Raw genomic sequence first — 25014 nt, forward strand, 5'->3', positions numbered from 1 at the left:
GCGCCCACTTTGACCGACGAGGTACAGCATGCGTCGCCCTATGGTAGCTGGTAACTGGAAGATGCACGGTACCCGCGCCAGCGTCGCTGAGCTGATCGAGGGCCTTGCAGAGCAGGTTCTCCCAAGCGGTGTTGATGTGGCGGTGTTTCCGTCGAGCCTGCACGTGATCCCGGTGGTTGAGGGCTTGCAGGGCAAATCAATCTCTGTGGGTGCGCAGAACTGCGCGCACGAAGCAGGGCAGGGTGCATTGACCGGCGAAATTTCGTCGAGTCAGTTGGCTGATGCAGGTTGCAAGCTGGTACTTGTGGGTCACTCGGAGCGTCGCCAGATCATGGGCGAGGGCGATGATGTTCTGATTCGCAAGTTCGCTGCAGCTCAGGCAAGCGGCCTTACGCCGGTGCTGTGTATCGGCGAAACCCTCGAAGAGCGCGAAGCTGGCAAAACGCTTGAAGTGGTCGGGCAGCAGCTCGACAGCGTCATCGTAGCGCTGGGCATCAATGCTCTCGTGAATGCAGTAATCGCTTACGAGCCAGTCTGGGCCATTGGCACCGGGCTGACCGCTTCGCCTCAACAGGCGCAGGACGTGCACGCAGCCATTCGTGCACAGTTGGCGAAAGAGAATGCTGAAGTCGCACAAGGCGTGCGGCTTCTTTATGGCGGCAGCGTGAAGGCGGCCAATGCGGTCGAACTGTTCGGCATGCCGGATATCGATGGGGGGCTCATTGGTGGTGCCTCCCTGAATGCAGCTGAGTTCGGTGCGATTATTCGCGCCGCGGGAAACTGAAAAAATGCTGGAAACAGTCGTAGTCGTTTTTCATCTGTTGGCCGCTCTGGGCGTTGTTGTCCTGGTATTGCTGCAGCAGGGTAAGGGTGCGGACGCTGGCGCGTCTTTCGGAGCAGGTGCATCAAATACTGTCTTCGGAAGCCAAGGTTCCTCTACCTTTCTTAGTAAGTTTACTGGTATACTCGCCGCAGCTTTTTTCATAACCAGCTTGGGGTTAGGTTACTTTGCTAAAGAGAAAGCTCATGAGCTGACTCAGGAAGGTTTGCCAGATCCAGCTGTAATGGAAGTGAAGCAAAAACCGGCAGCAGATGATGTTCCGGTGCTCGAAGGGCAAAAGCCAGCCGTTGTTCCAGCTGACGTACCTCAAGCTCCAGAGCAGAAGTAAGGTTTCAACAGGCAGTGATGTTTGAGGCTGCCAAAGATGTATTGCCGAGGTGGTGGAATTGGTAGACACGCAACCTTGAGGTGGTTGTGCCCATAGGGTGTAGGGGTTCGAGTCCCCTTCTCGGTACCAATTATCAGGAGAGCCCGCTGTTGCGGGCTTTCTTGTAGGTGGAAGGTTACATTGACCCTGAAACGGATCGGTCGTATACTTCCGCCCCAGCTTTGTCGCGGGGTGGAGCAGTCTGGTAGCTCGTCGGGCTCATAACCCGAAGGTCGTCGGTTCAAATCCGGCCCCCGCAACCAGTTTAAGGAGCCCCTTTTAAGGGGCTTTTTGTTAGCTGGACACTTTCAACGCCGCTGTTCGACGGCGTTTCAAGGATGGGCGTTTCGCCCATTTTTTTATTTTGCATAGCATGCACATACATGCACGAGGGGGTTCAGGTGTCGAGCAAGCTAGAAGAGTTGCAGGCCTTGCTGGCCCCGGTGGTCGTGGCCCTGGGCTATGAATGCTGGGGTATTGAGTTTTCGGCTCAAGGTCGCCACTCAATGTTGCGCGTTTATATCGATAAAGAAGGCGGTGTGCTGGTGGACGATTGCGCCATCGTGAGCCGTCAGATCAGCGGTGTTCTTGATGTTGAAGATCCGATCTCCGTTGAATACACCCTTGAAGTTTCCTCGCCTGGCATGGAACGCCCACTGTTCACTATTGAGCAGTTCGCAAAATTTGCCGGTGAACAAGTGAAGATCAAGCTGCGTTCTCCTTTCGAAGGACGACGCAACTTTCAGGGCCTTCTGCGTGGTGTAGAAGAGCAGGACGTTGTGGTGCAGGTAGAAGACCACGAGTTCCTGTTGCCGATCGATATGATCGACAAGGCCAACATTATTCCCACGTTTGACTGATACGTGCCAAATACTGCGGATCCCGCGGATCCAATGGCTTGCGAAAGGCGAGGCGTACGATGAGCAAAGAAGTACTGCTGGTTGTTGAGTCGGTGTCCAATGAAAAGGGCGTTCCGGCAGATGTGATTTTTGAAGCGCTGGAGTTGGCCCTGGCCACCGCGACAAAAAAACGTTTTGAAGATGAAGTTGAGCTGCGTGTAGAGATCAACCGTCAAACAGGTAACTACGAGACTTTCCGTCGCTGGACAGTAGTCGAAGATGAAGATCTTGACGATCCAGCGTACGAGTTGGCTGTCGATCAGGCTCAAGAGAAAAGGCCAGGTGCTGTAGCCGGCGACCTGATCGAAGAAAAAATCGAATCCATCGAGTTCGGCCGTATCGCCGCGCAGACTGCCAAGCAAGTTATTGTGCAGAAAGTTCGCGAAGCCGAGCGTGCGCAAGTGGTTGACGCCTATCGTGAACGATTGGGCGAAATCATTTCCGGCACGGTCAAGAAGGTTACACGTGACAACGTTATCGTTGACCTGGGTAACAACGCCGAAGCGCTGCTGGCTCGTGAAGACATTATTTCCCGCGAAACCTTCCGCGTAGGTGTCCGTCTAAGGGCCCTGTTGAAGGAAATTCGCACAGAAAACCGTGGTCCGCAGCTGATTCTGTCGCGTACAGCGCCAGAGATGCTGATTGAGCTTTTCCGCATTGAAGTGCCGGAAATCGCTGAAGGTCTGATCGAGGTGATGGCTGCCTCTCGTGACCCGGGTTCACGTGCAAAAATCGCTGTTCGCTCCAAGGACAAACGAATCGACCCGCAAGGTGCCTGTATCGGCATGCGTGGTTCGCGAGTTCAGGCTGTTTCGGGCGAACTGGGTGGCGAACGAGTGGATATCGTCCTTTGGGATGACAATCCGGCTCAATTCGTCATCAACGCGATGTCCCCGGCTGAAGTGGCGGCAATCATCGTAGATGAAGACGCCCATGCAATGGACATCGCGGTCGGTGCCGACAACCTGGCTCAGGCCATTGGTCGTGGCGGTCAGAACGTGCGTCTGGCCAGTCAACTGACTGGTTGGACCCTGAACGTAATGACCGAATCGGACATCCAGGCCAAGCAGCAAGCAGAAACCGGCGACATCCTGCGCAACTTCATCGACGAGCTGGAAGTCGACGAAGATCTGGCGCAAGTGCTGGTAGATGAAGGCTTCACCAGCCTGGAAGAGATTGCCTATGTACCGGTGGAGGAGATGCTCAACATCGACGGCTTTGACGAGGAAACCGTCAACGAGCTTCGTGCTCGGGCCAAGGATCGTTTGTTGACCAAAGCCATCGCTACAGAGGAAAAGCTGGCAGACGCCCATCCGGCCGAAGACCTGCTCTCGCTTGAGGGTATGGACAAGGATTTGGCGATGGAACTGGCGGTGCGCGGCGTAATTACCCGCGAAGACCTGGCCGAGCAGTCTATTGACGATCTGCTCGACATCGACGGCATTGATGATATTCGTGCCGGCAAGTTGATCATGGCCGCCCGAGCCCACTGGTTCGAGTAATTAGGCGCGGCCTGAGGAGAGAAGTGCATGACGCAAGTCACGGTGAAACAACTGGCCGATGAGGTCAAAACACCGGTAGAGCGCCTGTTGCAGCAGATGCGTGAGGCAGGTCTGCCGCACACCGCCGCCGAAGAAAAAGTGACTGACAGTGAGAAGCAATCGTTGCTGACTCACTTGAAAAGCAGTCACAAGGCGAAAGTGGAAGAACCACGCAAGATCACGCTGCAGCGTAAAACCACCAGCACCCTGCGTGTTGCTGGCAGCAAAAGCATCAGCGTTGAAGTACGCAAGAAGAAAGTATTCGTGCAGCGCAGCCCGGAAGAAATCGAGGCCGAGCGCAAGCGCGAGCTTGATGAACGTCGCGCCGTAGAAAATGCTGCACGTCAGAAGGCTGAAGAAGAAGCCAAGCGTCGCGCCGAAGAAGAAGCGCGTAATCAGCCTTCAGCGCCAGCACCTGCTGCCTCTGAAGCCGTAGCTGCGCCAGCTCCGGTTGCCCAGCCTGTTCAGGAAGCACCTGCTGCACCTGCTCCGGCACCGGTTGCCGAAGTGCGCAAGCGTGATGAACAGCGTCGCCCGGACAAACCGCGCAGCGATGATCGCAACGCTCGTGGTGGTGACGGCGATCGCAAGAACGCCCCGCATCGCGCCTCTGTTAAAGAGAAAGCGCCAGCGCCACGCGTTGCACCGCGTACCACCGACGAAGAAAGCGATGGCTTCCGTCGTGGTGGTCGTGGCAAGGCCAAGCTGAAGAAGCGTAACGCTCACGGCTTCCAGAGCCCAACCGGTCCTCTGGTTCGTGACGTGAAAATCGGTGAGACCATCTCTGTCGGCGACCTAGCACAACAAATGTCGGTCAAGGCAGCTGAGATCATCAAGTTCATGTTCAAGCTGGGCACTCCGGCCACCATCAACCAGGTTCTGGATCAGGAAACTGCCCAACTGGTTGCTGAAGAGCTGGGCCACAAAGTGACCCTGGTCAGCGACACCGCCCTGGAAGATTCCCTGGCAGAATCGCTGAAGTTCGAAGGCGAGACGTTCTCCCGTGCTCCGGTTGTGACCGTAATGGGTCACGTTGACCACGGTAAGACTTCCCTGCTCGACTATATCCGTCGTGCCAAGGTTGCTGCTGGCGAAGCCGGTGGTATCACCCAGCACATCGGTGCTTACCACGTTGAAACCGAACGCGGCATGGTCACGTTCCTCGATACCCCGGGTCACGCTGCGTTTACCGCAATGCGTGCTCGTGGTGCCAAGGCGACTGACATCGTGATTCTGGTCGTTGCTGCTGACGACGGCGTGATGCCACAGACCATCGAAGCCGTGCAACACGCCAAGGCTGCCGGTGTTCCGCTGGTGGTTGCAGTGAACAAGATCGACAAGCCGGGCGCTGACCTGGACCGCATCCGCAGTGAGCTGTCGGTTCACGGCGTGACGTCCGAAGAGTGGGGCGGTGAAACACCGTTCGTTTCGGTCTCCGCGAAGATGGGTACCGGTGTTGACGAACTGCTCGAAGCGGTACTGTTGCAGGCTGAAGTTCTTGAGCTGACTGCAACGCCTTCGGCTCCTGGCCGTGGTGTGGTTGTTGAATCGCGTCTCGACAAGGGCCGCGGTCCGGTCGCTACTGTTCTGGTTCAGGACGGTACGCTGCGTCAGGGCGACATGGTACTGGTCGGTTCGAACTATGGCCGCGTCCGCGCCATGCTCGACGAGAACGGCAAGCCAATCAAGGAAGCGGGTCCATCCATTCCGGTCGAGATTCTCGGCCTGGACGGTACTCCGGACGCTGGCGACGAGATGAGCGTAGTGGCTGACGAGAAGAAAGCCCGTGAAGTGGCTCTGTTCCGTCAAGGCAAGTTCCGCGAAGTCAAACTGGCCCGTGCTCACGCTGGCAAGCTGGAGAACATCTTCGAGAACATGGGTCAGGAAGAGAAGAAGACGCTTAACATCGTCCTCAAATCTGATGTCCGTGGTTCCCTGGAAGCTCTGCAGGGCGCATTGAACGGCCTGGGTAACGACGAAGTGCAAGTGCGCGTAGTCGGCGGCGGTGTCGGTGGTATCACCGAGAGCGACGCCAACCTGGCGCTGGCTTCCAACGCTGTACTGTTCGGCTTCAACGTGCGTGCCGATGCTGGCGCTCGCAAGATCGTCGAGCAGGAAGGTCTGGATATGCGTTACTACAACGTGATCTACGACATCATCGAAGACGTCAAGAAAGCCCTCACCGGCATGCTTGGCAGCGATGTTCGGGAAAATATCCTGGGTATTGCCGAAGTGCGTGACGTGTTCCGTTCGCCGAAGTTTGGCGCGATCGCTGGTTGCATGGTTGTCGAAGGCGTTGTCTTCCGTAACCGTCCGATTCGCGTACTGCGTGAAGACATCGTTATCTTCGAAGGCGAGCTGGAATCCCTGCGTCGCTTCAAGGATGACGCTTCCGAAGTTCGTGCCGGCATGGAATGCGGTATTGGCGTCAAGAGCTACAACGACGTCAAAGTCGGTGACAAGATCGAAGTCTTCGAGAAGGTCCAAGTGGCTCGCAGCCTCTAAGTCGCGAGCTATAGGAGCCATGGCAGGTCTTCGCATGCAAATGCCGCAGACCCTGTCATGGGCTCAACACGCAACGCCCGGTCCGACATCTGTCAGGCCGGGCGTTTGCCGCTTTCAGACCGCGAGGGTTTCGCCCCCGGTCAGCATCAGGTAGCAAAACATGGCAAAAGAATATAGCCGTACCCAACGCATTGGCGATCAGATGCAGCGCGAGCTGGCTCAACTGATCCGTCGCGAAATCAAGGACCCGCGTGTCGGTCTGGTCACCATCACCGCTGTTGATGTCAGCCGCGACGTGGGTCACGCCAAGATTTTCATGACCGTCATGGGTCAGGACAGCGCAGAAGAAATTTCGCAGACCATCAAGGTGCTGAATTCCGCTGCAGGTTTCCTGCGCATGCAACTGGCCCGTGAAATGAAACTGCGCAGCGTGCCTCAGTTGCACTTCCACTACGACGAAAGCGTCGTGCGTGGTGCGCACCTGTCGGCCCTGATCGAACGTGCTGTTGCCGAATATGGCCAGCATGCCGGTGACGAGCCGCAAAGCACCAAGCCAGCAAGCAACGAGGAATAAGGCGTGGCTCAGGTCAAGCGCATTCGTCGTAACGTCAGCGGGATCATCCTGCTCGACAAACCGCTGGGCTTCACTTCCAACGCAGCCCTGCAAAAGGTGCGTTGGTTGCTCAATGCCGAAAAAGCCGGTCACACTGGCAGCCTCGACCCCTTGGCCAGTGGCGTCCTGCCGCTGTGCTTTGGTGAGGCCACCAAGTTCTCGCAATACCTGCTCGATTCAGACAAGTCCTACGAAACCCTGGCGCAATTAGGTAAAACCACGACCACCGGCGATGCCGAAGGTGAGGTTTTGCAAACGCGCCCGGTGACCGTTGGTCGTGCCGATATCGAAACGGTTTTGCCTGAATTTCGCGGTGAAATCAGTCAGATACCTCCGATGTACTCCGCGCTCAAGCGTGACGGGCAGCCGCTCTACAAGCTCGCTCGTGCCGGGGAAGTAGTGGAGCGTGAAGCGCGTTCTGTTACTATTGCGCGCCTGGAATTGCTCGAAAGTGATGCAGACACTGCACGCTTCTCGGTGGATTGCAGCAAAGGTACATATATACGTACCCTGGTTGAAGACATTGGTGAGAAACTGGGTTGCGGTGCTTATGTCGCGCAACTGCGTCGTACACAAGCCGGACCTTTCAGCTTGACCCAGACGGTCACCCTGGATGAGTTGGAGCAAGTGCACGCCGACGGCGGTAACGAAGCGGTTGATCGCTTCCTGATGCCATCGGACAGCGGTTTGCAGGACTGGCCGTTATTGCAGTTTTCGGAACACAGTTCGTTTTACTGGTTGCATGGTCAGCCGGTAAGAGCACCGGACGCGCCGCAGTTCGGCATGGTTCGCGTGCAGGATCACAATGGTCGCTTCATCGGTATCGGTGAAGTGAGCGAAGACGGGCGGATCGCGCCACGTCGCTTGATTCGGTCAGAATGACCGAACCCCGGGTCATGTGAATGATCCGGGAGAGGATGGCTGTTAACAGGCACGGTCATTCCTCATCTTTTAATACAAGGGTTTGCCCTTGGCCTGTTGAAACCGCTCTTCGGAATGGTTTCCTGATAAAAGGATTGCCCACATGGCACTCAGCGTTGAAGAAAAAGCTCAGATCGTAACCGACTACCAGCAAGCTGTTGGTGACACTGGTTCGCCAGAAGTGCAAGTTGCACTGCTGACCGCCAACATCAACAAACTGCAAGGCCACTTCAAGGCCAACGGTAAAGATCACCACTCGCGTCGTGGTCTGATCCGTATGGTAAACCAGCGTCGTAAGCTGCTGGATTACCTGAAAGGTAAGGACGTTAGCCGTTACAGCGCCCTGATCGGTCGTCTGGGTCTGCGTCGCTAATAACGACTCGGATAGAGGTTGGTTGTCTGTCGTTGTCTTACCGTTTTTCGGTAAGGCTGGCAGGCTCCCAGCCTCTAGTTGTATCTGGACAGTCGTGGGGCCGATTCCCCGCACCGCCCAAGAATTCGCAAGAAACCAGTTCCCCAAGAGCCACAAAGAAGGTAGGAAACCGTGAACCCGGTAATCAAGAAATTTCAATTCGGTCAATCGACCGTAACCCTCGAGACTGGCCGTATTGCCCGTCAAGCTTCGGGTGCTGTATTGGTCACCGTTGACGACGACGTCACCGTACTTGTGACTGTGGTCGGCGCCAAGACAGCAGACCCAAGCAAAGGCTTCTTCCCACTTTCCGTGCACTACCAGGAAAAAACCTACGCTGCAGGTAAAATCCCTGGTGGCTTCTTCAAGCGTGAAGGCCGTCCTTCCGAAAAAGAAACCCTGACTTCCCGTCTGATCGACCGTCCGATCCGTCCGCTCTTCCCGGAAGGCTTCATGAACGAAGTGCAGGTTGTCTGCACCGTCGTTTCCACCAGCAAGAAAACCGATCCGGACGTCGCTGCGATGATCGGTACTTCGGCTGCTCTGGCGATCTCCGGAATTCCTTTTGATGGTCCGATCGGCGCAGCGCGCGTTGCTTTCCACGAAAGCACCGGCTACCTGCTGAACCCGACTTACGAGCAACTCAAGGCTTCGAGCCTGGACATGGTCGTAGCCGGTACCGAAGAAGCCGTTCTGATGGTTGAATCGGAAGCCAAAGAGCTGACCGAAGACCAGATGCTGGGCGCAGTACTGTTCGCCCACGACGAATTCCAGTCGGTGATCAAGGCTGTTAAGGAACTGGCCGCCGAAGCTGCCAAGCCTACCTGGGCCTGGACGCCGAAGCCTGAAGCCACTTCGCTTCTGAGCGCGATCCGCGCCGAGTTCGGCGACGCGATTTCCCAGGCTTACACCATCACTGTCAAAGCTGATCGCTACGCGCGTCTGGGCGAGCTGAAAGATCAGATCGTTGCCAAACTGGCCGTTGAAGAAGGCAGCCCGTCCGCCAGCGAAGTCAAAGCGGCTTTCGGTGAAATCGAATACCGCACCGTTCGCGAAAACATCGTTAACGGCAAGCCACGTATCGACGGTCGCGACACTCGCACTGTACGTCCGCTGAACATCGAAGTAGGCGTTCTGCCGAAGACTCACGGTTCGGCTCTGTTCACGCGTGGCGAAACTCAGGCACTGGTTGTTGCCACTCTGGGTACCGCACGTGACGCGCAGTTGCTCGACACCCTCGAAGGCGAGAAAAAAGACCCGTTCATGCTGCACTACAACTTCCCTCCGTTCTCGGTGGGCGAGTGTGGTCGTATGGGCGGTGCTGGTCGTCGTGAAATCGGTCACGGCCGTCTGGCGCGTCGTTCGGTTCAGGCCATGCTGCCTGCCGCTGACGTGTTCCCGTACACCATCCGTATCGTTTCGGAAATCACCGAGTCCAACGGTTCCAGCTCCATGGCCTCCGTGTGCGGTGCTTCCCTGGCACTGATGGACGCCGGTGTACCGATGAAGGCACCTGTTGCCGGTATCGCCATGGGTCTGGTTAAAGAAGGCGAGAAGTTCGCCATCCTGACCGACATCCTGGGTGACGAAGACCACCTGGGCGACATGGACTTCAAAGTAGCAGGTACCGCTAAAGGTGTTACCGCGCTGCAGATGGACATCAAGATCAAAGGCATCACCGAAGAAATCATGGAAATCGCTCTGGGCCAAGCCCTGGAAGCGCGCCTGAACATCCTCGGTCAGATGAACCAGATCATTGGTCAGTCGCGTACCGAGCTGTCGGAAAATGCTCCGACCATGATCGCGATGAAAATCGACACCGACAAAATCCGTGATGTTATCGGTAAAGGTGGCGCGACCATCCGTGCAATCTGTGAAGAGACCAAAGCTTCGATCGATATCGAAGACGACGGCTCGATCAAGATCTTCGGCGAAACCAAGGAAGCGGCTGAGGCAGCACGTCAGCGCGTTCTGGGTATCACCGCTGAGGCCGAGATCGGCAAGATCTACGTTGGTAAGGTTGAGCGCATCGTCGACTTCGGCGCATTCGTAAACATCCTGCCTGGCAAGGACGGTCTGGTTCACATCTCCATGCTGAGCGATGCTCGCGTTGAGAAAGTGACTGACATCCTGAAAGAAGGCGAGGAAGTCGAAGTGCTGGTACTGGACGTCGACAACCGTGGCCGTATCAAGCTGTCGATCAAAGACGTTGCCGCTGCGAAAGCATCGGGCGTCTGATCTGTAGATTAGCCAGCTACTAAAAAGGGATCCTTCGGGATCCCTTTTTTATGTGTCTAATTAAGTAGTTACTGAACTTTGTTGCAAACTGGGTAAAGCATGCATCTTGCACGCGAAAGTATCGACGAGCGGGCAATCTGCACGATTCTGGAAATCGGCTAATATTGTAAGTTATTGATTTATATAGATATTATCCATCGCTATAAACTGGCACACCGCTTGCGATATATACCAGTAACCCTGCTGCCACTTGCTGGCGCAGTTTCTGAGAAAAACAGGAGTTACTCGTATGAAGAAGTTCGCTATTGCTGCTGCCACCGCTACTGCACTGACTCTGACTATGGCCAACGCTGCCTTCGCTCAGACCGCCGCTACCCCAATGGTCGTAGCTGCTAACACCACTACTCAAGAAGTTAAACAAGACACTTCTGACACCTGGATCACCACCAAGGTTAAAGCTGATCTGCTGACCGAAAAAGGCATCCCAGGTTCGGACATCAAGGTAGAAACCAAGAACGGCGTGGTTTCCCTGTCCTCCGAGGTTAAAGTAACCGAAACTCAAAAAACTACAGCTGTTGCCATCGCCAAGAAAATCAAAGGCGTTAAAGGCGTCACAGCTGAAGCTCTGAAAGCTGAGTAATCAGACATTCATCGCTGAACGAGTAAAGGGATTGGCGGGTAACCTGGATGGGTAACCGCTGATTCTGGAAAGGTTCATGCGAAGGACCACAAGGATGTGGTCATTAAAAGCCCCGGCGGAAACGTCGGGGCTTTTTCTATTGGTGTGGCCCTACTCGACGTGGGACCGGCTTTAGCCGGGAAGGCAGCATTCAGAGCGATACAAATGCGACGGCTGTGCGGGCCTCTTCCCGGCTAAAGCCGGTCCCACGTCTGAACGCGGTATTCCCTAATTCCCCCGCTTGCTGTCGATCCTTACCAGTCGACCGCCCTCAAAGCGCAGGTACTGATACATGCCGTGGTCCGGTCCATAGATCCACTCTTCGATCTTCACCTCTTCAGACCGGCGATAATTGCCGCTGAAGGTCTCCTTGGAGCCTATGACTTCCTGGCTCACGGGAGCGCCGCACTTTTGCTGTACTTCAAACGCACGATCACCGGCGCTGATGAGCTGACTGCCGCAGCGCAAGGTGGAAGCCTGAGCCGAAGCGCAAACCGCGAACAAGACGAAGCATGCAATCAAAGGGGTACGCATAGTTACTCACTGTCCAGATGCAGTGGGCTGATCACGCTGCCATCTTTCTCTGCCTGACCAAGCCTGGCATCGACAAAATAGACGCGCTCGTCTTCGAGCTTACCCTTGTCCACAAGGTAATCCTTGATGCTGCTTGCACGGTTCTGCCCGAGTTCGCGCAACAGTACCTCGTTGCCGCTCCAGAACTGAATAATCTCGGAACGCATCTTGTTGGAACGCTCCTCCTTGCCCAGGTCCGCCCATTGCGCTGGCGGCTGCTTTTTCAGGCGTGCGCGGTAAATGCCTTCCAGCATCGGAGCTTTTTCGCTGTCAGGCACATCAACCATGGCCGCTCTGGCCGGAACCTTGTCGCCGCGGCGCTGAAGGATCTTGTAGTACGTGTATTGGTATTCGCGTTCAAGACGCTGCTGGGCGAGGAACGGGCCATCGCTGCTCGCCGCACTGGTGCCTTCAATCTCAAGACGCAGGGTAGGGCGTTCTTTGAGGGCTGCTGCGAGCTTATCCAGTGCTTTCTGGGTGTCCGGGCTCAGTTCGGTGGCTCCGGGCGCGAACCTTATGCTGCTCAAGTCCTCAGAGCCTCCGCCGCCGACCAATCCGCCAATGAACTTGAACGGCGATGCCGCGGCACGGACAACAAGATTACGCAGGGTCTGCCAGACAATCGGCATGACGCTGAACTGGGGGTTATTCAAATCCCCGGAGACCGGCAGCTCAATGGAAATCTTGCCGTCCACGTCTTTGAGCAGCGCCACTGCCAGTCGCAATGGAAGATTGACGGCGTCTGGGCTATCAACCTTCTCGCCCAGTTCCAGCTGCTCGACCACAACCTTGTTTTGAGCCAGCAGCTGGCCTTTGGTGATCTTGTAATGCAGGTCCAGATTGAGTCGACCCTTGCGGATGCGATACCCGGCGAACTTGCCCGAGTACGGCGTCAGTGTGGTCAGTTCCACGCGTTTGAAGCTGGTGGCGATGTCCAGCGCAGACATCGGGTCAAATGGGTTCAGGCTGCCTTTGATCGTGACCGGCGCATACCTGTCCACTTTGCCGTTGACGTCGACCGTGGCAGGGCTGGATTGGCGATTATCCAGCGTGCCGATACGCCCATTGAGTTGCTGAACCGCGGTGGCGAAGTTCGGTGTAAGGCTGAAGTCAGCAAAGTTGGCTGAACCGTCATTGATATTCACTTCGCCGATACGAATGCCCAGCGGCTTTTCCTTGGGGGCTGAAGCACTGGTCTTGGCGACTGGCTTTTTGTCTGCCGGTTGCGGGATCAGCAGGTCATCGATATTGGTCGTCCGGTCATTATTGATCATGAAGCGCGCATAAGGCTGCTCCAGATTGACCCTGGCAATGTTCAGACTGTCGCCGTGCTCGTAATTGAGGCCTTCCAGCGTGAGCTTTTGCCACTTGAGGAAGTCACGTTTTTTCTGCGTATCCAACGTGTGCAACTGTTCAACTTGCGCCTTGCCATTGATAGTGAACGCCAGTGGTTCGGTGCTTTTAAGGTTGACCGCCAGATTGCTCCCCAGCATGCCGCTGCGCAGTTCAAGCTGAATGAACGGGCTGATGTAAGCCTGAGCCACACGTAGATCGATGTCTTTGGTGGTGACCTGCAGCTTTGCGCTGACCGGGTTCAGATTGACATCGCCCGCAGCGGTAAGCTTGCCCTGCTTGCCCACGCCGGTATCGAGCTTCAGGGTAAACGGTGATTTGTTCAGGCTGTCGAAGTTTTGCATGTCCAGATTCAACGGGCCCACGTCCAGCGCGACCGGCTCTTTCTGGCTGCGGTCTGCAAGGTGGACCTGGTAGTCACGCAGTTGCACGTCTTTGAGCAGCACTTGCCATGGCTTGGAAGCGGCCGCTGGTTTGGCAGCAGTTGGTTGAGCATCGGCCGTGGCGGGTGCCGGTGCAGCCTTGTCGTCCACCGCAGGTTTCGCGTCAGGTGCGGCGGCTGATTTGGCAGCAGGTTTGGTGGGCTGACTCGCGAACAGCTTTTGCCAGTCAAGCTGACCATCTGCTTCCAGCGCTGCCCAGGTTTCCAGCCGGTTACTGCGGACCTTGCCGACCGTGACTAATTGTTTAGCCAGATCGACGGAGCTCTCGGTGACGTCAAGGCGCTGCAAGCGCGCCAGTGGACGTCCATCCGGAGCGTCGATGGCGAACGGCGCAATGCTTAGCGCGGTGTCGGTCAGCTTGAATTCGGTTTCTTTCGAAAGATTGAGCGAATAGGCGGTGCTGAAATTGAGTACGCCGTCTTTCAACACCAGTGGCAGCGCGTCACGCACGTAAGGCCACCAGAGCTTCATCTTGCTGTCAGTGACTTTCAAAGTGCCTTGTGAGGTGATTGGAATCAGGCTTATACGTCCGACCCAATCAATCTGACCGCCATCCGGGCCTGCGGCGACCAGTGTCATATCCGCATTGTCTTCAGGCAATGTGCTGAGGTTTTTCAGCTCAAAGTTCAGTTTGTCGTAAAGGAACTCAATGGGTTCGCCAGGGCGCATGTCTTTAAAATGCACGTAACCGTCGGCCAGCTTGATCTCGTCGATACGCAGCGGGAAAGGCTTGCTGGCCGGTTCATCGGCGGCAGCGGGTTCACTCGGCGGCAGCTTGAAAAGCTGAGTCAGGTTCAGCGCGCCGTTTTTATCGAACAACAGCTCTGTCTTGGGCTTGACCAGCTCAATGGCCTGCAAATGCAGGGCGCGGGTCCATAGGCTATCGATCTGCAGATCGGCGTAAAGCTTTTCAAAAGCAATCTGTTCTTTGCCCGGCGCGCCGATATTCAGGCCCCACAGGGTCAGCTTCAGGCTGTAGGGATTGAACTCAATACGCTCCAGTCGTGCCGGAACGGTGGAATACTTCTCCAGTTGCTGGTTGGCAATGCGCAAACCAACACCGGGCAAAATCAGAAAGCCCAGAACGTTATAGAGTCCGAAAACGACCAGCAGGGTACCAATCGTGCGTATCAATCCTTTGGACATGTGAGGCATCGTCTCTCTTTATCGGACTTTATGGGAGCTCCTTGGAGTATGGCATGCCAATCTGGTTCCGAAGGCACCGCCTCTCCATGTCGTAGGATATTTCCCTAAACTCTGTACGGTGATCAGAGGTGCAAGATCAGGGTCTTCAGCGGTGGCTGATTGTCCATTGAGGGAAAGTCCACAGCGGGCGGCATGACCTGCCAATCGCGGACCGGCCGCCCGCTCTTGGTGGCGCAGCGCAATACCTGCTCGCGCCAATCATCCATGCTGACTTTTGCCAGGTTATTGCAGCAGATCAATACGCCATCTTCGGCGGTGGTCAGCAGCGCAGGCTTGAGCAGGCTTTGATAATCACGCAGCAAGTCCACTGTGCCGAAAGCGCTTTTCGCCCATGCGGGTGGGTCGAGCAGGACCAGATCGTACTGGCGCTGCTCAAGCTTCACGTAATCGGGCAGTTTGTGACCGCGTCGCTGGGTGACGGGCAGACCTGCCAACTGACGGATTGCTGGGAAGTAGTCGGACTGGATGAACGACATACCCGGCAGGTGCGGATTAAGTGCGCCGTTTTCACGACCGACTGCCAGGTTGCCTTCCGCGAAGTCCAGGTTGCACACCTCGCTGGCACCGCCCGCCGCCGCACTCAGGCCAACACCGCAGGTATACGCAAACAGGTTGAGCACGCTTTTGCCTTTACTGTGCTGCTTGACCCAACCCCGAGTGTTGCGCAGGTCAAGAAACAACAACGGATCTTGCCCGGCATGTCGCCCACGCACGCGATAATTGAGGCCCCATTCGTGGCCGATCAAGTCTTCCAGTGCTGCGGGTTCGGCTTTGTAGACGGCGTCTTCGCGATCAATCCGCGAGTTACCTTGGGAGCGGTCGTTGTAAACCAGCAGGAAATCCAGGCCCAGCCGGGCGTTTACGGCAGCGTGCAGCTCAAGCAATACGTCGCGCTCAAGGCGCGTATGGAAACTCTGCACCAGCAATTGCGGACCGTAGCGGTCGATGGTCAGGCCGCTGGCGCCTTCCTGGCTGCCGTGGAACAGCCGATAACAATCCGTACCTTGCTGATGCAGTTCGGCGAGCAGAGGTTGACGGTTATCGAGGGCGACACTAAGCGCCTGAATCAAGGAAGACATGCAAAGCGCCTTGGCTGGATGTAGGCGCGGCAGTTTATCAGGTCAGGCCTGATGTCAGGTTGTGAATGCAATACCAGCGGGATCTGCGCAAGACGTGGGACCTGCTTTAGCCGGGAAGGCGGCATTTGTTTCGATACACATTTGGCGGATGTACCGGCCTCTTCCCGGCTAAAGCCGGTCCCACGTCAGCTAGCAAGGTCTTCCACAGGGATCGCATTCCAATGCAGCCACCTGTGGAGGTTTTGATTACCGCGCCAACGCCAGCGCCACGCCTTGGCCACCACCAATACACAAAGTCGCGAGGCCTTTTTTCGCGTCGCGCTTGATCATCTCGTGCAGCAGGGTGACCAGCACGCGGCAGCCTGATGCGCCAATCGGGTGGCCCAACGCAATGGCTCCGCCGTTGACGTTGACCTTCGCCATGTCCCAACCCAGCTCTTTACCGACGGACAATGCCTGTGCGGCAAAGGCTTCGTTAGCTTCGATAAGCTCCAGTTGCTCAATCGACCAACCGGCTTTATCCAGGCAGCGACGGGTCGCACTGACCGGGCCGATGCCCATGATTGCCGGGTCAACACCGGCATTGGCATAGGCGGCAATGCGCGCCAGTACGGGCAAGCCCAACTCCGCAGCCTTGGCCGCACTCATCAGGATTACCGCAGCCGCGCCGTCGTTCAGCGAAGAGGCGTTACCCGCCGTCACCGAACCGTCCTTCTTGAAAGCGGGTTTGAGTTTGCCCAGTGTTTCAGCGGTGGTGCCTGCGCGCGGTTGCTCGTCGGTTGCGAAGGCCACAGGGTCGCCTTTGCGCTGAGGGATCAGAATCGGCGTGATCTCATCAACGAAGCGTCCACCCTCAATCGCAGCAACGGCTTTCTGCTGAGAGGATGCGGCGAACGCATCCTGAGCTTCGCGGCTGATTTCGTACTTGTCAGCCAGATTTTCCGCCGTGATGCCCATGTGATAGTCGTTGAAGGCATCCCACAAACCATCGCTGATCATCGTATCCACCAGCGTGCTGTGCCCCATGCGCAGACCGGTTCGTGCGCCCGGCATAACGTAGTTGGACAGGCTCATGTTTTCCTGGCCGCCTGCAATGATCACCTCGGCGTCGCCACAGCGAATCGCCTGGGTTGCCAGGTGCAGTGCCTTAAGGCCCGAGCCGCAGACTTTATTGAGGGTCATCGCCGGAACCGCAAAGGGCAGGCCTGCCTTGATCGCTGCCTGGCGCGCCGGGTTCTGACCGGCGCCGGCCGTGAGCACCTGCCCCATGATCACTTCATCGACCTGCGCACCATCGAGTCCAGTCTGCGTCAGAAGCTGGCGAATAACCGCTGCGCCCAGATCGACTGCGTAAACATTCGCCAGTGAACCCTGGAAGCTTCCGACAGCGGTACGAGTAGCGGCAACGATAACGACGTCTTGCATGGCGCAGATCCTCACTTTTATTGGTTTACCTCAGGCACGGAGCAGATGGCCTGACGGGCTGTGATAGAAGGCTTTCGATAGAAGAGAATACATGTTGGCACAGAAGGCGGTTCAGCTTCCAACCGAGAACTGCCCGGTCCGATTCTGCGATTACAGCCCCATCCGCCGCCGCGCTCGATGAATCGACCCGTTGCGAACCGCCCAGCGCAACACCGGCGCGCTGCGCTTTACGCTTGCGCGGATCATGCGTCGCTGGAGCGGGGTTTGCTGCACGCCCAGCATCTCACTCGCCCAGTTCGGTAACAGATCAATGCCCGCCTGCATCATCAGTGCGCCCATGGGCTTGGCCAGCAGGCTTGGCGCGGGTGCGTTCAGCAGGATGCGCAGCACTTCCCGGCTGCGCTCGTCGCACAGTAATTGAGGGCGTATCTGTTGCAGATAATCGGCAATGGCCTGGGCAGAGCGGGGCACGTTCCTGGCGCCGAGACGTTCTGCAATCACGGCGGTTTCGTCGTAGTACTTATCCTGATCGGCGAGGGAAAGTTCGGGATTGAGGTAACGAAGATGCGCCGCGAGGAAGTTGCTGACTTCAGCTACGTGTACCCATGTCAGCAAATCCGGGTCGCTTGCGGCATAAGGTCGGCCGTCCGGCGCGGTGCCGGTGACCTGTAAATGGATGGTCCGGACTTTATCGATCAACCAGTTGGCGTCATGGGTAGAGCCAAACGTTGTGCCCGAAATAAATTGCCCGGTGCGCCGCAGCCGGCCGAGCATGTCCTGGCGAAAGTTGGAGTGATCCCAAACCCCCGCCAACGCCAGGGGATGCAAGGCTTGCAGCATCAGAGCGCTGATACCGCCAATCAACATGGAAGGAAAATCGCCATGGACTTGCCAGCAGATGGCGTCCGGCCCGAACAAACCCGGATCGCCCTTGGGATTTTCCAGATCGAGTTGGCCGAGGGATAAGCCTGTCAGGCTCATGACCTGGGTTTCGATACGACTGCGGATGAATTCCATGGGGTCTCATTAGGCAAAACACAGCAATTCCGGTCGCATGTGGCCTGTAGGAGCCAACTTGTTGGCGAGGCGGTGTGTCAGGTGTATTACCTCGCCAACAAGTTGGCTCCTACAAGTCCGGGATGCGCCATGTATGCCGACCATGCCCCGCTTCGCCCTTTGATTCAAGTCTTGTCAACGATGCAGTAGATATCTGTTACCTAAGCTCACTAAATACCCCGGAGATAGGCCTGTTCCGACAGACTTCTCCCTTTCCTCTGAGTGAAGTTTCCTAGAAAATCCTGACCCCTTGCGTGGGTGGATTTTGCTCTCTAGGCTGCGCCGGTCACTGCTCATCAGTGATCGGGTTTAGCAGCCTGAGAAGAGAAGCCACGCATGAATACCGCTTATGGCGGCTTTGCGTGGGGCACTTTCGAGTGCGCCGGTTCTGGCTATCTTCCCGGTCTGCTAACCCGCGACAAAGCCGCCACCCTCAATCGTTTAGCAGCGATTGTCCGGTGGCCCCATAAGGAAGAAAGCCATGAAAAAAGTAACACCGGATCCACCAGACATTTCCCTCGAACAATCTTTATTGCACATCAGCGAACTCCTGCGTTGCGCTGCCGCGACGGCGTACGAATCAGGCGACAGCCTCAACGGCCCGAAACGTGACCTGGCGTTTTCGGTGGTGCATTTGATTGGCATGGCCAGGACTGAACTGGATCGGTCGTTGGCGCGGGTTGAGGCGCACTGAGCCCGGCGCAGGAAGCAAACTTACGACGTGGGACCGGCTTTAGCCGGGAAGAGGCCAGTACAGTTGACACATTTGTATTGTTAGAAAGACCGCTTTCCCGGCTAAAGCCGGTCCCACGTCGTACATCTGCTTGCAGGCGTAAAAAACAAAACCCGCCGTCTCTTGCGAGAACAGCGGGTCTGGGTATTGCTTGAGGCCAATCAGCCGCGGTGACGGCCGCGGAAGTAGTTGATCAGACCTTGAGTCGAAGCATCATCGGCTGGCTTTTCGGTGCCGCCAGTCAGGCGTTGGTAAACGGCTTTACCCATTTCCTTGCCCAACTCCACGCCCCATTGGTCGAAGGCATTGATGCCCCAGACCACGCTCTGCACGAACACCTTGTGTTCATACATCGCCACCAGCGCACCCAGGCGACGAGGGCTGATGCGCTCGACCACCAGGGTGTTGCTCGGACGGTTGCCCGGAATGACCTTGTGCGGTGCAAGCTTCTGCACGTCTTCTTCGCTCAGGCCTTTGTCGCGCAGTTCGGCTTCGGCTTCGGTGCGGGTCTTGCCGATCATCAGGGCCTGGCTCTGGGACAGGCAGTTGGCGTATAGCCACTGATGGTGATCGGACACCGGGTTGAAGCTGACGATCGGCACAATGAAATCTGCCGGAATCAGCTGGGTGCCTTGATGCAGCAATTGATGATAAGCATGCTGGCCATTGCAACCTACGCCGCCCCAGATCACCGGGCCAGTGTCAGTCAGCGCAGGCGTACCGTCCTGACGGACGCTCTTGCCGTTGGATTCCATGTCCAGCTGTTGCAGGTGCTTGGTGATGTTACGCAGGTAGTGGTCGTAAGGCAGGATCGCGTGGCTCTGCGCGCCCCAGAAATTCCCGTACCAGACGCCCAGCAAACCCAGCAGCACAGGCATGTTCTGCTCGAAATCTGCGTTCAGGAAGTGTTGATCCATGGAGTACGCGCCGGACAACAGTTCCTTGAAGTTGGACATGCCGATGGCCAGCGCAATCGGCAGACCAATAGCCGACCACAGCGAGTAACGACCGCCGACCCAGTCCCACATCGGGAAGATGTTTTCTTCGCGGATGCCAAATGCCACGGCCGCTGCGTTGTTGCTCGACACGGCGATGAAGTGACGATACAGCTCGGCCTCGGAACCGCCTTGTGCCAGATACCAGGCACGCGCCGCAGTGGCGTTCTTGAGGGTTTCCAAGGTGGTGAAGGTCTTCGACGAAACGATAAACAGCGTCGTTTCAGCACGCAGCTTCATGGTCAGCTCGTGGAACTCACTGCCATCGATGTTCGCCAGATAGTGACAGCGCACGCCTTTCTGCGCGTAGGACAGCAGCGCTTCAGACACCAGCTCGGGGCCGAGGAACGAGCCACCGATGCCGATGTTCACCACGTCGGTGATCGGCTTTTCGCTGTAACCGCGCCACAGGCCATCGTGAATACGGCCGACCAGATCAGTCATCTGGTTCAGCACTTTGTGTACTTCAGGCATCACGTTGACGCCGTTGACCTGCAGTTTGTCGCCAACCGGGCGGCGCAGCGCGGTGTGCAACGCCGGGCGACCTTCGGAGGAGTTGACCAGTTCGCCGTCGTATTGCGCCTTGATGGCATCTTTGAGGCCCACTTCGTTGGCCAACTGGACCAGCAAGTCACGGGTCTCTGCGTTGATCAGGTTTTTCGAGTAATCGAGAAACAGTCCGCAGCTGCTGAGGGTGAATTGGTCGAAACGCTGCGGGTCAGCATTGAAGGCTTCGCGCATGCTGAAATCCTGCATGGCTTGGCGGTGTTGGTTGAGCGCCTGCCATGCGGGCAGGGCGGTCACATCAGAAGGGGTGCGGTAGTACGCCATCGCTGCGGGTTTCCTTGTACTTGGAACTGGCTAAACACTGAAAGCGAAGATAAGCAGACTTTTTAATCGTGGCACCAAGACTAAACATTATGTGCGGCTGTGTCTGCGCCTGAACTGCTCGGTGCCCGGTACTATTTCACATGTTGCTGTCTGTTGGATGAACAGACGCAATGAAACCGGTACGAATAGGGCATTGCGGGGGTGGCTAAGTTCATTGCCCCGGCACGTAGCTGTTCAGGGTTGGAATGCAATCTCTTGTGGGAGCGGTGCTTGCCCGCGATAAGGCTGGACGTGATTCACGTGAATCGCGGTGCCCTTATCGCGGGCAAGCACCGCTCCCACAGGACCTTTGTTTCCTGCACGGCGTAGCGGTGTCAGGAAAGCCGACAAGCTCAGTGCTGCTCCCGATTCAAATGCAGGTTATCAATCAATCGGGTCTTGCCCAGAAACGCTGCCGCCAGAATCACCAGATCGCTGTCTTGCTCAGTCGCAGGCTTCAGGCTGGTGGCTTCGCGGATTTCCAGATAATCAGGTCGCAACCCCGCTGCTTCAAGCTGGCGCTTACCGGCGTCCAGCAAGGTAACGAAGTTTTTGTCGCCATTATCAACTGCTGCGCCGATTTGCTGGATGACCTTGTAAAGCACAGGCGCGGTCGCGCGCTGTTCTTCATTGAGATAACCGTTACGCGAGGACAGCGCCAGGCCGTCTTCGGCGCGCACGGTCGGCTCGCCAATGATCTGGATCGGCATGTTCAGGTCGCGAACCAGCGCACGGATGACCGCCAGTTGCTGAAAGTCTTTTTCGCCGAACACGGCCAGATCAGGCTGAACCATGTTGAACAGCTTGCTGACAACCGTCGATACGCCATCGAAATGGCCGGGGCGACTGGCACCGCATAGACCTTCGGAAATAACCGGCACGCTGACCACGGTCTGATCCGCCATGCCATGGGGATACATCTCTTCGACATTGGGCGTGAACAGCAAGTGACAGCCTGCTTCGAGCAGTCTTTCCTGATCGGCAGCCAGGGTACGAGGGTAGGTCGCCAGGTCTTCGTTGGGCCCGAACTGCATCGGATTGACGAAAATGGTCGCCACTACAAAGTCAGCGCGTTGTGCGGCTTTGGTGACCAGTGCCGCATGGCCGCTGTGCAGGTTGCCCATGGTCGGCACCAGGCCGATCCGTTTGCCTTCACTGCGCGCACGAGCGACAGCAGCGCGCAGTTCGCGTACGGTTTTTACTGTGTTCATGCGGAGAATCCGTGTTCAGTGCCGGGGAAGCTGACGTCTTTGACGGCGCTGACATAGGCGCGGAATGCGGCCTGGATGTCAGGTTGGCCGACCATGAAGTTCTTTACGAACTTGGGCACGCGTCCGGTAATGGAAAGGCCAAGCATGTCATGCATGACAAGCACCTGGCCGTCGGTGGCGCTGCCCGCACCGATACCGATGACCGGGATCTTCACGGCATGGCTGATTTCCTGAGCCAGTTCGCTCGGCACGCATTCCAGCAGAAGCATCGCCGCACCGGCCTGTTCAAGGGTAATGGCGTCTGCTCGCATCTGGCGCGCCTGGGTTTCCAGACGCCCCTGGACCTTGTAACCACCGAGCACATTGACCGATTGCGGCGTCAGGCCCATGTGCGCACAGACCGGGATACCACGGTCTGCCAGCAGCCGAATCGACTCGGCCAGCCATGCCGCGCCTTCAATCTTGACTATGTGCGCACCGGCTTGCATCAGCGCAGCGCTGTTGGTGTAGGTTTGCTCAAGGGTGGCGTAGGACATGAAGGGCAGGTCAGCCATGATCAACGCGCCCTGGTTGCCACGTTTGACGCAGGCAACGTGATAAGCCATGTCGGCCGTGGTCACTGGCAGTGTGCTGTCATGTCCCTGCAGGACCATGCCCAACGAGTCGCCGACCAGCAGCACTTCGACGCCTGCTTCGCTGGCGGCATGGGCAAAGGTCGCGTCATAGCATGTCAGCATGGTGATCTTTTCACCTTTCTGCTTGAGAGCCTGCAACGACGTTACGGTGATATCTGGCATGGAAAAGTCCTCTGTCAGGCGCGGTGAATACGACGGCGAGCAGCGCGTGAGATTCATCCGGTTCAAGCAGGTACACCGTCGTGTGCGGTGTTTGAAAGCAGCCTGCTTGCGCCCATAAGCCAGCGATCAGGCTGGCGGGACGCCTATCTTCGTGACGAGGGGGGATTAAGTCAATTGTCGGTTTTAACGATTCAACTGCCGTTTGAGCGGTGTGTTACCGGGCGCTTGGCTATTACGCCTGAGGCACCAAACGCTCAATGCCTTCAAAGGGGCAGCGGGTCAGCAATTTGCTCAGGGAGCGGCCGTCGGCCAGTTGCAAATCGGGCGCAAGTTCGGCCAATGGGTAGAGCACGAAAGCCCGGGCCTGCATGTGGTAATGCGGCACTTTGAGACGGGGTTCGTCGATCAATCGCTCACCGAATACCAGAATGTCCAGGTCCAGTGTCCGCGGCCCCCAGCGCTCGGTGCGTTCACGGCCTTGATCCAGTTCGATAGCCTGTAGCGCGTCAAGCAGGGCAAGCGGTTCGAGGGTGGTGTCCAGCGCTGCAACTGCGTTGGTGTAACGCGGCTGATTGGGCAGCAGCGAGTCGCTTACATAGAAGGAAGAGACGCCGACCCACTGGCTCTGCGGCAACCTGGCCAATGCCCTGATGGCATGGCGCAGTTGCTCGGCGGGGGCAGCCAGGTTACTGCCCATGCCTATATAGACGCGTTCCACGTGTTACTCGCCCGATGCGGCCGGTTCGCCACCGGCACGTTTGCGTTTGGTGCCACTGCTGCGGCGACGTTTGCGCGGGGCACCCGCTTCGGGCTTGCTGCCGAGTTCGCTGATCATGGTGCGACGTTCGCTGTCGTTGGCGTCCTGATAGTCAGTCCACCATTCGCCCAGACCATCGGTTTCTTCGCCTGCACTTTCACGCAACAGCAAGAAATCGTAACCGGCCCGGAAGCGTGGATTGTCGAGCAGCAGGTCGGCGCGCTTGCCGGAGCGGCGCGGCAGACGTTCCTGCATGTCCCAGATTTCCCGGATCGGCATGGTGAAGCGCTTCGGAATCGCAATACGCTGGCACTGCTCGATGATCAGTTCGTTGGCCGCTTCCTGCATGGCAGGGATTGGCGGCATACCGCGTTCCTGCAGGCGCAGCACTTTGGCTGGCAGCGCAGGCCACAGCAGAGCAGCGAACAGGAAGGCCGGTGTCACCGGTTTGTTCTGCTTGATACGCAGGTCAGTGTTGGCCAGTGCCTGGCTGATCAGCGTATGGGTGTAGGTCGGACGGTATTCCAGAGCCTTGGCGCTGGCCGGGAACAGCGGGTCAAACAACTCCAGGTCCACCAGCATTTCGAAGGTGGGTTCCGCGTAACCTGAGAGGAACAGCTTGAGCACTTCTTCGAACAGGCGTGCCGACGGAATATCGCGCAGCATCGGTGCCAGGGGACGAATCGGCGTGGCGCTGTGCTTCTCGATGCCGAAGTCCAGCTTGGCGGCGAAACGCACCGCACGCAGCATGCGCACCGGGTCTTCCTTGTAACGCTGCTCCGGATCGCCAATCAGGCGGATCAGGCGGTTGCGGATGTCGTGTACGCCGTTGGCGTAGTCGAGGATGCGCTCGCTAACCGGGTCGTAATACAGGGCGTTGATCGTGAAGTCGCGGCGCTGGGCGTCGTCTTCAAGGGTGCCGTAAACGTTGTCGCGCAGAATCCGGCCGCTCTCGTTACGCGAAGACTGATTGCTGTCCTCTTCCTCATCATCTTGCGGATGATTGGCACGGAACGTCGCGACTTCGATGATTTCACGACCGAAGTGGATGTGAACCAGCTTGAACCTGCGGCCAATGATGCGGGCATTGCGGAATTCGGCACGCACCTGCTCCGGCGTGGCGCTGGTGGCGACGTCGAAATCCTTGGGCGTGATGTTCAGCATCAGGTCACGAACGCAGCCGCCGACCAGATAAGCCTGATAGCCCGCATTTTGCAGGCGCTCGACGATATTCACCGCATAACGGCTGAATTGGCCGCGTTGCAGCGAGTGTTGGCTGCTGTTGAGCACTTCAGGCGTGCTGCGGATATGTTGCTGCGGTTTACGCAGTGGAGTACGAAATGACTGGAACAGCTTCTTCAGCATGGGATGCACTGTTTGAAGGAATATTCGGCCAAAAACAAAGAATGACCGCATGATGGGCGGGGATTCTAGCATTTAGTCAGGGGATGGTGTAGGAAGCTGCGCGATGGCGTTTTGGCTGGCGCATTACCGGTGGCG

The 25014-nt window shown here is 57.1% G+C and carries 21 protein-coding genes and 2 tRNA genes; 13 read left to right on the forward strand and 10 right to left on the reverse strand.

Annotated features, from left to right (window positions below):
* Positions 1-28 precede the first annotated feature (28 nt).
* The 12 genes from tpiA to H8S59_RS11100 all read left to right on the forward strand — a co-directional run bounded on the left by tpiA (position 29) and on the right by H8S59_RS11100 (position 10977).
* Positions 29-784: a triose-phosphate isomerase gene (gene tpiA, locus H8S59_RS11045; protein ID WP_187521428.1), complete on the forward strand. Its 756-nt coding sequence runs from the start codon at positions 29-31 to the stop codon at positions 782-784.
* 4 nt (positions 785-788) lie between these two features.
* The gene (secG, locus tag H8S59_RS11050) at positions 789-1169 is read left to right on the forward strand and encodes a preprotein translocase subunit SecG (protein WP_027900323.1); all 381 of its coding nucleotides are present in this window, start codon (positions 789-791) and stop codon (positions 1167-1169) included.
* Between the two features lie 43 nt (positions 1170-1212).
* Positions 1213-1298 (forward strand) — tRNA-Leu (locus H8S59_RS11055).
* Between the two features lie 96 nt (positions 1299-1394).
* A tRNA-Met gene (locus H8S59_RS11060) sits at positions 1395-1471 on the forward strand.
* A gap of 138 nt (positions 1472-1609) precedes the next feature.
* The gene (gene rimP, locus H8S59_RS11065) at positions 1610-2068 is read left to right on the forward strand and encodes a ribosome maturation factor RimP (RefSeq protein WP_027900324.1); all 459 of its coding nucleotides are present in this window, start codon (positions 1610-1612) and stop codon (positions 2066-2068) included.
* Positions 2069-2127: 59 nt separating this feature from the next.
* Positions 2128-3609: a transcription termination factor NusA gene (gene nusA / locus H8S59_RS11070; RefSeq protein WP_027900325.1), complete on the forward strand. Its 1482-nt coding sequence runs from the start codon at positions 2128-2130 to the stop codon at positions 3607-3609.
* A 27-nt stretch (positions 3610-3636) separates the two neighbouring features.
* Positions 3637-6153, forward strand: coding sequence for a translation initiation factor IF-2 (infB, locus tag H8S59_RS11075; RefSeq protein WP_095098306.1), 2517 nt, complete (start codon positions 3637-3639; stop codon positions 6151-6153).
* 160 nt (positions 6154-6313) lie between these two features.
* Entirely contained in the window at positions 6314-6727 is a 414-nt protein-coding gene (rbfA, locus tag H8S59_RS11080; protein WP_187521429.1) for a 30S ribosome-binding factor RbfA, read from the forward strand.
* A 3-nt stretch (positions 6728-6730) separates the two neighbouring features.
* Positions 6731-7648 (forward strand): tRNA pseudouridine(55) synthase TruB, encoded by a 918-nt coding sequence (gene truB, locus H8S59_RS11085; RefSeq protein ID WP_187521430.1) that lies wholly within the window; start codon positions 6731-6733, stop codon positions 7646-7648.
* 142 nt (positions 7649-7790) lie between these two features.
* Positions 7791-8060 (forward strand): 30S ribosomal protein S15, encoded by a 270-nt coding sequence (gene rpsO / locus H8S59_RS11090; protein ID WP_002555121.1) that lies wholly within the window; start codon positions 7791-7793, stop codon positions 8058-8060.
* A gap of 171 nt (positions 8061-8231) precedes the next feature.
* Positions 8232-10337: a polyribonucleotide nucleotidyltransferase gene (gene pnp / locus H8S59_RS11095; protein WP_027900330.1), complete on the forward strand. Its 2106-nt coding sequence runs from the start codon at positions 8232-8234 to the stop codon at positions 10335-10337.
* A 289-nt stretch (positions 10338-10626) separates the two neighbouring features.
* The gene (locus H8S59_RS11100; RefSeq protein WP_095098297.1) at positions 10627-10977 is read left to right on the forward strand and encodes a BON domain-containing protein; all 351 of its coding nucleotides are present in this window, start codon (positions 10627-10629) and stop codon (positions 10975-10977) included.
* Between the two features lie 267 nt (positions 10978-11244).
* On the opposite strand, the gene H8S59_RS11105 is transcribed toward H8S59_RS11100, so the two are convergent.
* From H8S59_RS11105 to H8S59_RS11125, 5 genes are all read right to left on the reverse strand, one after another.
* A complete protein-coding gene (locus H8S59_RS11105) occupies positions 11245-11550 on the reverse strand; it encodes a DUF2845 domain-containing protein (RefSeq protein ID WP_187521431.1) in 306 nt (101 codons plus the stop codon).
* Positions 11551-11552: 2 nt separating this feature from the next.
* Positions 11553-14531, reverse strand: a complete 2979-nt coding sequence (locus H8S59_RS11110) for a DUF748 domain-containing protein (RefSeq protein WP_187521432.1) — start codon at positions 14529-14531, stop codon at positions 11553-11555.
* A gap of 122 nt (positions 14532-14653) precedes the next feature.
* The gene (locus H8S59_RS11115; RefSeq protein ID WP_095098291.1) at positions 14654-15670 is read right to left on the reverse strand and encodes a class I SAM-dependent rRNA methyltransferase; all 1017 of its coding nucleotides are present in this window, start codon (positions 15668-15670) and stop codon (positions 14654-14656) included.
* 246 nt (positions 15671-15916) lie between these two features.
* Entirely contained in the window at positions 15917-17095 is a 1179-nt protein-coding gene (locus H8S59_RS11120; protein WP_187521433.1) for an acetyl-CoA C-acetyltransferase, read from the reverse strand.
* Positions 17096-17245: 150 nt separating this feature from the next.
* Positions 17246-18112: an oxygenase MpaB family protein gene (locus tag H8S59_RS11125; RefSeq protein WP_187521434.1), complete on the reverse strand. Its 867-nt coding sequence runs from the start codon at positions 18110-18112 to the stop codon at positions 17246-17248.
* A gap of 520 nt (positions 18113-18632) precedes the next feature.
* On the opposite strand from H8S59_RS11125, the gene H8S59_RS11130 reads away from it, so the two are divergent.
* Positions 18633-18845 carry a DUF6124 family protein gene (locus H8S59_RS11130; RefSeq protein ID WP_187521435.1) on the forward strand — a complete coding sequence of 71 codons (213 nt, stop codon included), beginning with the start codon at positions 18633-18635 and terminating at the stop codon, positions 18843-18845.
* Positions 18846-19045: 200 nt separating this feature from the next.
* Here H8S59_RS11130 and pgi read toward each other — a convergent pair whose 3' ends face one another.
* The 5 genes from pgi to H8S59_RS11155 form a co-directional block, all read right to left on the reverse strand.
* On the reverse strand, positions 19046-20710 hold the full coding sequence (gene pgi / locus H8S59_RS11135; protein ID WP_187521436.1) for a glucose-6-phosphate isomerase: 1665 nt from the start codon (positions 20708-20710) through the stop codon (positions 19046-19048).
* Positions 20711-21102: 392 nt separating this feature from the next.
* A complete protein-coding gene (gene panC / locus H8S59_RS11140) occupies positions 21103-21960 on the reverse strand; it encodes a pantoate--beta-alanine ligase (RefSeq protein ID WP_187521437.1) in 858 nt (285 codons plus the stop codon).
* On the reverse strand, positions 21957-22757 hold the full coding sequence (gene panB / locus H8S59_RS11145) for a 3-methyl-2-oxobutanoate hydroxymethyltransferase (RefSeq protein ID WP_187521438.1): 801 nt from the start codon (positions 22755-22757) through the stop codon (positions 21957-21959). The genes panC and panB overlap by 4 nt, the downstream gene beginning before the upstream one ends.
* A gap of 232 nt (positions 22758-22989) precedes the next feature.
* On the reverse strand, positions 22990-23454 hold the full coding sequence (gene folK, locus H8S59_RS11150) for a 2-amino-4-hydroxy-6-hydroxymethyldihydropteridine diphosphokinase (protein WP_080238132.1): 465 nt from the start codon (positions 23452-23454) through the stop codon (positions 22990-22992).
* 24 nt (positions 23455-23478) lie between these two features.
* Positions 23479-24879, reverse strand: coding sequence for a polynucleotide adenylyltransferase PcnB (locus tag H8S59_RS11155; RefSeq protein ID WP_095098271.1), 1401 nt, complete (start codon positions 24877-24879; stop codon positions 23479-23481).
* Positions 24880-25014: the final 135 nt, after the last annotated feature.

Source organism: Pseudomonas folii (genome assembly GCF_014357575.1).
In the GTDB taxonomy this organism is placed as follows: Bacteria; Pseudomonadota; Gammaproteobacteria; order Pseudomonadales; family Pseudomonadaceae; genus Aquipseudomonas; species Aquipseudomonas folii.

Excerpts from the sequence above, each read along its gene's own strand:
- tpiA (WP_187521428.1), top strand. The coding sequence starts at position 29 with ATGCGTCGCCCTATGGTAGCTGGTAACTGGAAGATGCACGGTACCCGC.
- secG (WP_027900323.1), top strand. The coding sequence starts at position 789 with ATGCTGGAAACAGTCGTAGTCGTTTTTCATCTGTTGGCCGCTCTGGGC.
- nusA (WP_027900325.1), top strand. The coding sequence starts at position 2,128 with ATGAGCAAAGAAGTACTGCTGGTTGTTGAGTCGGTGTCCAATGAAAAG.
- infB (WP_095098306.1), top strand. The coding sequence starts at position 3,637 with ATGACGCAAGTCACGGTGAAACAACTGGCCGATGAGGTCAAAACACCG.
- rbfA (WP_187521429.1), top strand. The coding sequence starts at position 6,314 with ATGGCAAAAGAATATAGCCGTACCCAACGCATTGGCGATCAGATGCAG.
- rpsO (WP_002555121.1), top strand. The coding sequence starts at position 7,791 with ATGGCACTCAGCGTTGAAGAAAAAGCTCAGATCGTAACCGACTACCAG.
- H8S59_RS11100 (WP_095098297.1), top strand. The coding sequence starts at position 10,627 with ATGAAGAAGTTCGCTATTGCTGCTGCCACCGCTACTGCACTGACTCTG.
- H8S59_RS11105 (WP_187521431.1), bottom strand. The coding sequence starts at position 11,550 with ATGCGTACCCCTTTGATTGCATGCTTCGTCTTGTTCGCGGTTTGCGCT.
- H8S59_RS11110 (WP_187521432.1), bottom strand. The coding sequence starts at position 14,531 with ATGTCCAAAGGATTGATACGCACGATTGGTACCCTGCTGGTCGTTTTC.
- H8S59_RS11115 (WP_095098291.1), bottom strand. The coding sequence starts at position 15,670 with ATGTCTTCCTTGATTCAGGCGCTTAGTGTCGCCCTCGATAACCGTCAA.
- H8S59_RS11120 (WP_187521433.1), bottom strand. The coding sequence starts at position 17,095 with ATGCAAGACGTCGTTATCGTTGCCGCTACTCGTACCGCTGTCGGAAGC.
- H8S59_RS11125 (WP_187521434.1), bottom strand. The coding sequence starts at position 18,112 with ATGGAATTCATCCGCAGTCGTATCGAAACCCAGGTCATGAGCCTGACA.
- H8S59_RS11130 (WP_187521435.1), top strand. The coding sequence starts at position 18,633 with ATGAAAAAAGTAACACCGGATCCACCAGACATTTCCCTCGAACAATCT.
- pgi (WP_187521436.1), bottom strand. The coding sequence starts at position 20,710 with ATGGCGTACTACCGCACCCCTTCTGATGTGACCGCCCTGCCCGCATGG.
- panC (WP_187521437.1), bottom strand. The coding sequence starts at position 21,960 with ATGAACACAGTAAAAACCGTACGCGAACTGCGCGCTGCTGTCGCTCGT.
- panB (WP_187521438.1), bottom strand. The coding sequence starts at position 22,757 with ATGCCAGATATCACCGTAACGTCGTTGCAGGCTCTCAAGCAGAAAGGT.
- folK (WP_080238132.1), bottom strand. The coding sequence starts at position 23,454 with ATGGGCAGTAACCTGGCTGCCCCCGCCGAGCAACTGCGCCATGCCATC.
- H8S59_RS11155 (WP_095098271.1), bottom strand. The coding sequence starts at position 24,879 with ATGCTGAAGAAGCTGTTCCAGTCATTTCGTACTCCACTGCGTAAACCG.